This is a genomic window from Blastomonas aquatica (genome assembly GCF_014639875.1).
In the GTDB taxonomy this organism is placed as follows: Bacteria; Pseudomonadota; Alphaproteobacteria; order Sphingomonadales; family Sphingomonadaceae; genus Blastomonas; species Blastomonas aquatica.
In genome coordinates this window covers 341,112-352,254 of record NZ_BMGD01000003.1, presented here as the reverse complement: position 1 = coordinate 352,254, position 11,143 = coordinate 341,112, and the positions used below count along the sequence as shown (strand labels likewise).

Here is an 11,143-nt window from a genome sequence, read left to right as displayed (position 1 = left end):
AAGCGCTAATGAGAGTCAATCGCATATATTGTCAGGGTCTTTTTCGGCGTGCCCCATCGCGCCCAACCTTAATACTGGCAATCCATAAACATAGATCGGTCGGGAACCGCCAGAACGCCACGGGACAGAGCACACTTTCCTGCTCCGGTTCGTGAACGACCATGACGGGCGTAGCAAAGTCGCCGGACAGCCGACCTGCGGCTTTAGCCCTTGGCCAGCCAGGACCTGCCGTTCAACAACCGGCCCAGTTGCCGCAATTCCGGAACTGGAAAAACAGCCGTTCAGCAAAGCGCCCCAATCCCGGTCGTTAGGGGGCTGCGCCGCGTCTCCCAAAACCGGTCATTGGGAACGCGGCAGTGATGTCGGCTTCTGGCACCATTTTCCAGAGCGCTCTATGACTGCAGATGGATGGATAGCTGCCGAAGGGTCAAACCCGCTCAACCCCTAAACACATTCGACCTTAACCGGATAAAGACTTCGCGATCGCACCACGACGCAGAGACTGTGGCCCGCACTCGGAGTCGCCTTTTGGGCTGATCCAGATCGCGAAAGGCAACCACCCTTTTGAACGAGACAGCTTTGCCCTGACCAATTCGAGTGATGCCTTCCGCAAGGGGTGGGTGCGGAAGGCCCCGCGTGTCGTCATTAATAACCACATGAGGTGATAAATCGTTCGCCAATATATCGGTTTGAATGCAAAGATCTTCTCTTCCATGATTGACAATCGACATTAGTCCGACCAATTTTCGGAGCGGCTTGCCAAGCAATACAGTGTCTTCATCAACGGATGTGATTATAAGTGCGGGATCTTCTGAATTATGCTGAGTAGCAGCAAGTGACACACTGCTTGCCGGCAATGTTGCGAATGACAAGATCAGGATTGTGAAACGCTTTCTCATAACCGGAAATTAGCGGAGCCACCGAATGTTTGCAACGGCCGCTATGGGGTCGGCAAAAGAATTTCCGGTTCTGGCGCAGTCGCTGCGATATCGGCCTGATAGACCTTAGGCGCACCGCAATCCGCCTTGGGCGACTGATTGTGGATCGATTGATGACTCTAAACGCCGAGCCATTCGAGGCCGTCCGGCAGCTCTTCAGCCGCATAATCAACTTGAAGCACTCGCCTCCTGGCTGGAGTTGATGCCTTTTCAGAGGCATGGAGGATCGGCGTTGAATAGAGCCAGATGTCTCCAGCTTCAGCGGTGCAGGATGCGGTGCCGCAAAGCTCGATGACCTTCTCTACATCTGTGACTGGAACTCGACCATACGCGTGCGAGCCCGGTGCGATAAGCAGCGGCGCATTCGTAGCTGGAACGTCATCAAGGTGCGCACGCAACGTGACCATCCGCGTTAGCAGGTCAAATGGCGGGGCAACATGGACCAATCCGCTTTTGACTGTCCAAGGTCCGAATCCGAGGGTCTCGCCGTTCCTTCACACATATTGTTCTGTCTTGATGCCAAGCGAGCGACCAGTTCGTTTCCGACGACTTGTTGAATAGGATTGCTCTTACAGGCCTAGCGGTTGCGCCCAAAATTGAAGCAGCGACGGCCCCAATACAACCATCGTGTGCGAGGACAGGACGGAGGGCTTCGATGCCATGAAGCCGGAGGCCAGCCTCGCCCTGCCGGAGCGTAGATAACGCCGCCTCTAAGATATGCAGGCAGGGCTTCAATGCGCCTTTGAAACGCTGCGCGCCATAAGTTGCAAGGTCGGGAATTACGTCTTCGGGCATCTGCTGCTTGCTTAAGCAGCAGATGCCTACCAGTGCAACGGTGGCTTAGGTCGTTTGTAGAACAGATGGAAATCTCTGCGATCCGAAAAAAAGTGCGATTCGGGTATCGACCCATTGCGGACATTTGTTGCGGAGTTATGCTCGATCCCATGCAGCGTATCCTGATATGGACAGAGGCGGAAGTGATCGGCCTTGTGGATACGTGGGGTTTGTCGCGCATCCTTACCGAGGTCGATGAACATGGCGCTATCACACGCGAACTCGGCTTCGATATGAGCGGGAATATTGTTCACCGACATCCAGGGCAACCAACAAAGGCCAAGCATGGCGTGTTCGAGTTCGCTGATATCGCACCATCAGGAAATACTGAAATGCAGCTGGCGGAGTTTGAACGACTATGGTCGGCATAGAACCGCTATCCACGCAAAAATAGCCGTTCACGACGGATCGGCTCGCGCCCAATGCCAGCTAGTTAGCTAGCGCAGCAATGTAACAAGAACCGGACATTCTTTTACCGACCCCATTGCAGGAATTGGCCTTGCTTTGCATACTATGCGGATGGGTGCGCTATCGACAGGTTTGACTCTTTTGGCGTGCCTTCCGGTATGGTTGTCCACAGGCGGCTCACTGTCAGAAGGTAAGGCATTCGCGCCCTACGACCTGAGAGTTGGAAGGGATTATTTTGTTGGAGCTACGCCAATTGACCCTGAGAAATGGGTTACCTCTGCTGATCATCCAGAGAGTACCTATAGGCGTTCCGAATCTGGCGAAGTTACCATATCTTTTGATATCGCCGAGAACGGACACGTTGTGAATTGCCGGGTCACGAACGAAAGCGGCAATTCGCGCTTCGACAGCGTGCCATGTAAATTGCTTATGCGACGTGCCAGATTTAAGCCCCAACAGGATGCCAAAGCAATCCTGCCTGGCGCACGTGGCCAGATGCGATTTCATTTTGATGAAGCCAATTAGTGGATGACAGCTTTCCACCCCAGTTGCGGCCATGGGATGCCCTGCGGCGGGTGCCTGAAAGCTGACATGCGGCTTCAGCCATCTCTTGGCCAAGAGCTGCCATTCAACAAGCGGCCCATTTACAGACATATGCTAAGTGCCCGGTAATGTGCAGACGGCTGCAGCCAGCGATAGGTTGGCATCTTTGCACCGATGGCTATTCGTCAAAATCGTGCCCCTGCTCTACGGTTAGACTTTTTTCAACTATCTGCCTGACCTTGACAGCCCAAGCATCGAGCGCTTCCCGCTTTTCCAATGCCCAATCATGTCGTTGGTAGATACCGGCAATCCCTCCTCGGGCTCCGCTAACATGATTTAGCACCGCCTCTGTCACTTCATACCGCACGCCAATCTGCTGAAGGCCAGTTGCGACGGTCCGCCTAATGTCATGCAACGTCCAATGCTCCGTTTTGATGCCGAGCGCCTTGTTGAGTGATGTGCGATATCGCTCCACCGCTTTTGATATCCCGCTGGCACTGTTCTCCCCATTTCCTGCTGCCGGAAAAACTCGAGAGCTATCGGGTCGTCGACCAATCTGCTTCAGCACATTCAATGCATCATCTGACAATGGGACAAGGTGGGCTAGACCATTCTTCGCTCGTGCCTTTGGAATGACCCAGAGCTTTTCGCTGAAGTCAAATTCACACCATTCGGCCTCGAAAACTTCGCTACGTCTCTGCCCAGTAAGAATGAGAAGCTTGATCGCTGGCCCCCAAGGCATCGGCTGAGCTTCAGCTTCGTGCCATAGAGCTGCTAGCTCGCTACCATTCAATACCCTATCTCGAGCTTTCGGTGCTGGCGGTCGCCCCGCATCACGACAAGGATTCGCGGGCAGTCGATCGAGCCTTGGCATTGCCCAGCTGTAGAAAGCTGATAGCTGAGCGTGAACTGCCCGCGCCATTACTGGGGCGGTCTCTGCAATATCGTCGACGAAAGCAGTAACTTCGCTTCGAGTAATCATGTCTGCCATCCGGTCGCCAAATTCTGGAAGAATGTGGCGTGTAAAAACGCGCTCCACCTCATAAATCGAACGCAGACCTGATTTGCTTGCTCGGTAGGAAGGCCAAAGCGAACGGATGGTTCCTTTACCATCCGCTATGGCCTTCTGCACAGTCTGGGGCTTGATGGGTTCTCGTCCAGCCTCGAGGTCGCTAATAATTGACCGCGCTCGCTTTCTTGCTGCGGCAATCCCAAATCGTTCGTTGTAGCGCCCTAGGGTGATATTCCGAACCTTGCTCCCCACCCGTTTTCGAATGATAAATGATATTGCGCCTCGCGGGCTAATCCTCGCTCTCAAACCTGGGACTTGGACATCGCTAACTTCAAGCTGACCACTGGCCGGTGGCTTCAGACTTCGAAGCTTCGCATCTGTAAGGGTGGTGTCAGCCATTGCTCGCATTCCACAGATCTTTGAGAGTTCGAAATGTGCGTTACCTTAGGTAACATTTTAAGAGAAATCCATGGTACGCGTTGAGATGCTATAAAATAAATATCGTTTGTTTTCCGTTGCATAGAGACCCCATTAGCTTCCATGAGGTCTCTATTTGTTCCCTTTTAATCAGTAGGTCGCTGGTTCGAACCCAGCAGGGCTCACCATGTTTCTATGGATTATCAAAGACCTGCGATGTCGTCGGTGCAAGCACCGGCCCCGATGATATCCTCAACCCCCGATCGGAACTAGCGGTCAAGCCGGGTTATTGAAGGCGTTGGACACGAAATCTCGACCCAGGCGCAAGCCAACAGGATCAACGCTGTGAGGTACACCATGGGATATGTGCGTCGTGACCTCAACACCAAGCCGTTTGAGTTCGCTTTCTGCCATATGCAGCGCTGCGACCGGTACGACCGGATCAGCCGTTCCATGCACCAACAGCACCGGAGGCTTCGCAAAGTCTTCGTTCGCAAGGCCTGACGTTGCCGTGAGCATCCCCGAATAGCCTACCACGGCAGCAACCGCTCGCGGTCGTCGCAGCCCGATATGGAGCGCCATCATCGTTCCCTGGCTAAACCCGACCAGCGCCAGATCTGCCTCGGTCAGTCCATATTCGCTCAGCTTGCGGTCGATAAATGCGTCGATAGCTGGCGCTGCAGATGCCGCACCCGCTGCCAGTGCAGAAGGCGAAAAACCTGACAAGCCCCACCATTGATAGCCCGCCCCCATCATCCCGCAGCGCTGAGGCGCGTGCGGCGCAAGAAACAACGTATCGGGAAGCGCGTCCTGCCATTGGGGGGCAAGCGAAATCATGTCCGTGCCGCTCGAGCCAAAGCCGTGAAGCAGCAGCACGATTTTGCTGGGCCGCTCTCCGGTCCGAGGCTTCAGACTGGCGCCATTGACGATTTTCGACACCGATATCTTCTCTCATGGTTGTGGACGGCAGCGTTTGCTGGGCCGCCATTCTGGCTTCGATCGTGAGAATTGTGTAACCGAACAGGTAGAACCGCCGCTCACAGATTTCCACCTGTTGCCAGACAATCCGTTGGCTCTGCCTTCCGGTGACCCTGGTTGCAGCATACCTTTTCCGGGACAAGAAATGGCACGCGAACGAAACCGGGGCCGGAACAATGTGGCCATCCGTCTAGTTGCTTACACAATCGATCAAGATGCGCTAACCCAGGGTCGATAAGCCGGTTGATACGGCCTACCCGGCACAGACAAAGCGAGCGAAAACTATGTTCGACGAATACGGAATTCCAGACGACGCAGATTTGGAATTCGCGGCACTGACGCTTGAGACATTCGTGTACTGCAGTCGTGCCACCGATGGGGTCGACGACGCAGAGGTTAACCGAATCATCGAGTTTTCTCAGCGGCGCAATGTCGCCCGAGGCATCACCGGCGTGCTGGTCTTCGGCAGCGGAGTTTTCTTCCAATGGATCGAGGGGCCGCCGGCAGAAGTGCAGACCCTGATCGCGAGCCTTCACGACGATTCGCGCCACTATGATATCGTCCCACTGGACCGGAGTATCGAGAAGCGCGAGCGTCTGTATCTGGGTTGGGAAATGGAGCGGGTCGAAGCCGATGATATCCGTTCGGTGTTGCACGAGGCGCTTGATAGCGCCGAAGACGAACACAATGCTGCAGCGCTCAAACGAATTCTCGCGCACCTGGATTCAGAACCGCTGGCTGCGCTTGGGCGAGGTTGAATGCGCCAAAGACCCGAGGTTCAGGCTCGCTCAGTTCGGTAGTGCCGATGAATAATCGATACGCAGCACAGAGAATGTTGTGCCTATCGGCTGCACATCAGCGATTGGCATTTCGCGCTTGCACCCTCTAAAGCCGCACAATGCTGCGCATCACCGAACTTAGTCTGCCGCTCTACCATCCCGATGAGGCCCTGCCCGCTGCGATTTGCAAGCGGTTGCGGATCGCTCCGCGTGATCTGGTGCGCCATGTCGTTGCGCGTCGCGGCCATGACGCGCGCGACAAGGCCAACATCCTGCTGGTCTATTCGGTCGACGTGAACGTGAAGGACGAGGCAGCAGTGCTCGCGCGCTTTCGCAAGGACGTCAACGTCCAGCGCACCCCGGACCCGCGTTATCATCTGGTTGCCAAGGCACCGCCAGGAGGCGAGGCAAAGCGGCCAGTCGTCATCGGCGCTGGACCGTGCGGACTGTTTGCCGGGCTGATATTGGCGCAGATGGGGTTCCGGCCGATCATCCTCGACCGGGGCAAGGTGGTGCGTGAGCGGACCAAGGACACCTGGGGACTTTGGCGGCGCGGAGTGCTCAATCCGGAATCGAACGCGCAGTTCGGCGAGGGCGGCGCCGGCACCTTTTCCGATGGCAAGCTCTACAGCCGGATCAAGGATCCGTGCAATCGCGACCGCAAGGTTCTGACCGAATTCGTCAAGGCGGGAGCACCGCCCGAGATCCTCACCGAGGCCCATCCGCATATCGGAACATTCCGGCTGGTGACGATGGTCGAGAGCATGCGCAAGAGCATCGAGGAACTCGGCGGCGAATACCGGTTCTCGAATCGCGTCGATGGTATCGATATCACGACCGATGCCCAGGGCGACCGGCGTGTCCGCGGAGTGCACTTGAGCACTGGCGAATATCTGGAGGCCGACCATGTCGTGCTCGCCATCGGTCACAGTGCGCGCGACACGTTCGCAATGCTCCATGCCGCCGGGGTCCATGTCGAGGCCAAGCCGTTTTCGATCGGGGTCAGGATCGAACACCCGCAATCCTGGATCGACAAGGCGCGCTTCGGCGTCAATGCCGGCCATCCGATCCTTGGCGCGGCCGAATATCACATCTCGCACCACTGCAGTAATGACCGGACAGTCTACAGTTTCTGCATGTGCCCTGGCGGCACCGTGGTCGCTGCGACGTCCGAGGAGGGCCGCGTAGCCACCAACGGGATGAGCCAGTATTCGCGCAACGAGCGCAACGCGAACTCCGGATTGGTCGTCGCGATCGATCCGGCGCGTGATTTCCCCGGCGATCCGCTCGCAGGAATTGCGCTGCAACGTCACTGGGAATCCATGGCCTATGTCGCGGGCGGATCGAACTACAAGGCCCCGGCGCAAAGACTGGGCGACTTCTTGGCAGGACGCCCCTCAGAGGTACTTGGGTCGGTCGTTAACTCCTACAAGCCTGGCGTGCATATGACCGATCTGGCGCAATGTTTGCCTGATTACGCGGTCACCGCGATGCGCGAGGCTCTGCCCGTGTTCGGCCGCCAGATCCCGGGCTATGATCACCCCGATGTCCTGATGACCGGGGTCGAGACCCGCACATCTTCACCGATCCGCTTCACCCGAGGCGATGATCTGCAAAGCCTGAACACTGCCGGGTTGTTTCCTGCGGGCGAAGGCGCGGGCTATGCAGGCGGCATCCTGTCGGCGGCGGTCGATGGGATCAAGATTGCCGAAGCCGTGGCGCAGAGTCTCAGCGCGGCCTCTGCCCGTTCGGGGCGCGACAGCGCTCATGCCGGGTGACCACCCGTCGCCCTGAGATTGAAATCTGGCATCAACATTCTCTGGCATCAACATTCTCTGGCATCAACATTCAGCGTGACCGACCATAACGTCGCCGCCCGCACGATGGACTTTTCAGGCGCATGGGCTGTCGGCGCCCAAGGGGCTGATTGGGTGCTCGACAATGACCGGCGCTTCAACCAGTGTCCGCCCCATGAAGTCCTCGTCACCCGCTCAGCCTTTGGCCTGGCCGTTACTGGCCTGGCTGTCCGTGGCGCTCGCCGGGGTAGCAGCACCGGCCATAGCGATGTTATTGCTGTTCGATGCACCCGGTCCCGCGCCGTTCGCCCTGGTGAGCGGTCCGATACTGGCGGTAGGCTTGATGGGTGTTGGCATGATCGGAGCGGCCGCTGCCCGGCGTCTGTGGGTCGGCGTCGTCCTTGCCCTGCTGACCGGGGCCGGCCTTCTGCTGTTCGCGCGGGCGCTGGGAATGCCGCCGCTGCTACACCCGTTGTCAACCGGGCTAGCCGTAATCACCGCCAGCATCAGCTTTGCCGCGCGGGGCGCGCTGTTTGCGCGTTCCGCATCCGATAAAGGCTGGTGGATCGCGATATTTGTGGTCGGTGGAGAGGCTGCGATGTTGGTGACCGCAGCGACATTACCTGGCGCGTTGCCGGATTGGCTGCTGGTGCTGCTGCCCGCACAATGGGCCAGCGTGGCCATCCAGACGGCGCTCGTCGGCACCGTTACGCGCGCGGCAAGCTCGGCCTTGCTTGCCCTTGCCGGCACTGCGGCAGTCACGCTGTTCGTGGCACGGTTGTGGCCTCGTCGCTGGCCCTATTTGCTGATGTTCGCAACGTGGCTCGCCCTCTCCGCGCTTGTCTGGCACCGGCCGGCACCGCCGATGCCCCGCCCGGAACTTGCCAAAGCTGAAGCACCAGCGGATCCGATTTCGGATCTGGAACGATAGCTTCCGGCATGGGTTTGCTTCTTAAGACAAAAGGAACCGATCCATGGAAGATGCGCGCGTTTGGGAATTTGAAGAAAGTCTGTGGACCGGCGACCCGGACACCTACGAGGCGCTGATCGATCCCGAATGCCTGATGGTGCTGCCCGAACACGATTATGTCTTTACAGGTGCTCAGGCCATAAAGGCGGTGCAGAAAACACCTCGCTGGGCTGAAGTGAAGTTCAGCGAACAACAGGTCTCACGGCCGCAGCAAGGTCTGATCATCCTCGCCTACAAGGCAGAGGCTAGCCGTTCCGATGAAAGCTACTTGGCTTATTGCACCACGACCATTCGCAGGCTCGAGCACGACGAGTGGCGTGTGCTGCAGCACCAGCAGACGGTTCCGCTCAAAGCCGGCTGAGGCCTGCAGGGCGGGTGCTGGCAGCAATGCCGTCCTGGTGTCGTGTCGGCCTGCGGTAAATTGACCTTGGCAACCTGCCGCTTGGCCATGGAAAATGCTCCCACCCTGAACGTCGATGCCGGCCGGGTACGCTGCAGGCCGGAAGACCCGGTTTTTGCAGGCTTTGGGTCGTTGTCTGCAATGAAGGGCTTGCCCCTTTTGCGATCAAGCACTTATGGTCACCGCCTAACCACGGGGACCATCATGCACCACACTGTTCGCTTCGCCGTATCCGCGCTTGCCATTGCGCTGGCCGCTCCCAGCGCCGTCGTTTTTTCTCCGGCGGTTGCCGCGCAGCCTGCTGAAGCCAATCAGGATGCCGCGTTGACCGCGTTCCTTGATGCCGAGTTCGAAGAGGCAATCAAGCAGCAACCGCAGCTTGCCACCCGGTTGGGGCGCAAGGAGGGTGGTGACCAGTGGAACGACATTGGCGATGCGGCCGCAGACGCCCAACTCGCCTGGCGCAAGGCCAGCGTCGCGCGGATGAAGGCGCAGTTCGATCGCGCCAAGCTGTCGCCCGAAGCGCAGGTAAATTACGATATCTGGGAACTCGAAGCCGAGCGCGCGGAAATGCAGCAGGCCAACCGCGTCTACCGCCCGCCTTTCTATTCGCGGCTGTATTCGGCGCACAGCCAGTTGCCCGATTTCCTGATCAACACCCACAGCGTCGCCGATGCGGCGGACCTGAAGAACTATATTGCCCGGCTGCGTGGCATTCCGGCGGTGCTCGATGTTGCGATCGAGCGGACCAAGGCAAGCGAGGCGGCGGGAATCCGTGCTCCCAAGTTCCAGATCGAAACCATCATCGCTGGCAGCGAAAAACTGACGAGCGGGGCGCCGTTCGGCGATGGTCCGGATGCCGCATTGTGGGCCGATGTAAAGGCCAAGGCCGAGGCGCTGGTCGCCGGCGGCAAGCTGCCCCGCGCCGAGGCCGACGCGATGCTGGCGCAAGCACGCGCTGCAATCGTCGATCTGAAACCTGCGTATGACCGGGTCGTCACCTGGGCGAAGGCCAGCCTGCCCAACGCCCCGAGCGGCAAGGTCGGCGCGCTCACGTTGCCCGATGGCGCGGCCTATTATGCCAACGAGCTCAAGCTCAACACCACCAGCGACTATACTGCCGAGCAAATCCACAGCATCGGCCGTTCGGAAGTCGCGCGGATCGAGGGCGAGCAGGATGCGCTGGCGCAGCAGGCCGGGTTCAAGGATCGCAGCGCTTATTATGCCGAGCGCGCCCGGCTCAACCCGCCGCGGCCGTTCGACGATGCCGCGCGCGAAGAATATCTGACCACCGCCAACGCCTTTGTCGCGCACACCCGCTCGCTGCTTGAGCCCTATTTCAACTCGCTGCCCAAATACGGCATCGAGGTGGTGCGTGAACCCGCGTTCTCGGAAGTCGCGGGCGGCGCGGCGCATGCGTCTGCGCCCAGCCCGGATGGATCGCGCCCCGCGCGCACCTATGTCCACCTGGTCGGGACGGTTCCCGATCCCGCCGCGATGTACACCTTGATGTGCCACGAAGCGGTACCAGGCCACAACATGCAGGGCGACATCCAGGTGCGCCAGACCAGCGGGCCCAAGTTCCGCGCGGTCACCGGCTATGTCGCATTCGGCGAAGGCTGGGCGCTTTATGCCGAATCGCTGTGCAAGGAGATGAACGCGTTTCCCGATGTCGCCGCCGATTTCCTGCGGCTCGATGCCGAACTGTTCCGCGCGGCGCGTCTGGTCGTCGATACCGGGCTGCATGCGATGGGCTGGACCGAGGACGAGGCGGTTGCATACATGAACACCACCGGCCGCCAGCCGATCGAACGGTCGCGTTCGGAAATCCGCCGCTACATCACGCTGCCGGGGCAGGCGACCGGCTACAAGATGGGGATGCTCAAGATCGTCGAGCTGCGCCAGCGCGCCGAAAGCAAGCTGGGTGACAGGTTCGATATCAAGGGCTTTCACGACCTGCTGATCGCCTCCGGCTCGCAGCCGCTGTCGATTCTGGAGCGCCGGGTGGATGACTGGATCGAACGCAGCGCGGGCTGATCTGAACCTCCGCACGAATACCCGGACCGAT

General features: G+C 58.7%; 10 protein-coding genes. 7 read left to right on the top strand and 3 right to left on the bottom strand.

Going from position 1 to position 11,143, the window contains the following annotated elements:
* Window positions 1-1,057: 1,057 nt before the first annotated feature.
* Window positions 1,058-1,345, bottom strand: coding sequence for a phytanoyl-CoA dioxygenase family protein (locus IEW00_RS17495; RefSeq protein ID WP_229736934.1), 288 nt, complete (start codon window positions 1,343-1,345; stop codon window positions 1,058-1,060).
* A 537-nt stretch (window positions 1,346-1,882) separates the two neighbouring features.
* Between IEW00_RS17495 and IEW00_RS09695 the strand changes: the two genes are divergently transcribed.
* Window positions 1,883-2,143 carry a hypothetical protein gene (locus IEW00_RS09695; RefSeq protein ID WP_188514197.1) on the top strand — a complete coding sequence of 87 codons (261 nt, stop codon included), beginning with the start codon at window positions 1,883-1,885 and terminating at the stop codon, window positions 2,141-2,143.
* Window positions 2,144-2,285: 142 nt separating this feature from the next.
* Window positions 2,286-2,705, top strand: a complete 420-nt coding sequence (locus IEW00_RS17685) for an energy transducer TonB family protein (protein ID WP_373282623.1) — start codon at window positions 2,286-2,288, stop codon at window positions 2,703-2,705.
* 196 nt (window positions 2,706-2,901) lie between these two features.
* On the opposite strand, the gene IEW00_RS09685 is transcribed toward IEW00_RS17685, so the two are convergent.
* Window positions 2,902-4,134, bottom strand: a complete 1,233-nt coding sequence (locus IEW00_RS09685) for a tyrosine-type recombinase/integrase (RefSeq protein WP_188514195.1) — start codon at window positions 4,132-4,134, stop codon at window positions 2,902-2,904.
* Window positions 4,135-4,428: 294 nt separating this feature from the next.
* Window positions 4,429-5,091 (bottom strand): alpha/beta hydrolase, encoded by a 663-nt coding sequence (locus IEW00_RS09680; RefSeq protein WP_268235809.1) that lies wholly within the window; start codon window positions 5,089-5,091, stop codon window positions 4,429-4,431.
* A gap of 323 nt (window positions 5,092-5,414) precedes the next feature.
* On the opposite strand from IEW00_RS09680, the gene IEW00_RS09675 reads away from it, so the two are divergent.
* The 5 genes from IEW00_RS09675 to IEW00_RS09655 all read left to right on the top strand — a co-directional run bounded on the left by IEW00_RS09675 (window position 5,415) and on the right by IEW00_RS09655 (window position 11,112).
* Window positions 5,415-5,888 carry a BLUF domain-containing protein gene (locus IEW00_RS09675; RefSeq protein WP_188514194.1) on the top strand — a complete coding sequence of 158 codons (474 nt, stop codon included), beginning with the start codon at window positions 5,415-5,417 and terminating at the stop codon, window positions 5,886-5,888.
* 140 nt (window positions 5,889-6,028) lie between these two features.
* A complete protein-coding gene (locus tag IEW00_RS09670) occupies window positions 6,029-7,687 on the top strand; it encodes an NAD(P)/FAD-dependent oxidoreductase (RefSeq protein ID WP_188514193.1) in 1,659 nt (552 codons plus the stop codon).
* Between the two features lie 193 nt (window positions 7,688-7,880).
* Window positions 7,881-8,636 (top strand): hypothetical protein, encoded by a 756-nt coding sequence (locus IEW00_RS09665; RefSeq protein ID WP_229736933.1) that lies wholly within the window; start codon window positions 7,881-7,883, stop codon window positions 8,634-8,636.
* A 43-nt stretch (window positions 8,637-8,679) separates the two neighbouring features.
* The gene (locus IEW00_RS09660; protein ID WP_188514192.1) at window positions 8,680-9,036 is read left to right on the top strand and encodes a DUF4440 domain-containing protein; all 357 of its coding nucleotides are present in this window, start codon (window positions 8,680-8,682) and stop codon (window positions 9,034-9,036) included.
* A 243-nt stretch (window positions 9,037-9,279) separates the two neighbouring features.
* Window positions 9,280-11,112, top strand: a complete 1,833-nt coding sequence (locus IEW00_RS09655; RefSeq protein WP_188514191.1) for a DUF885 domain-containing protein — start codon at window positions 9,280-9,282, stop codon at window positions 11,110-11,112.
* Window positions 11,113-11,143: the final 31 nt, after the last annotated feature.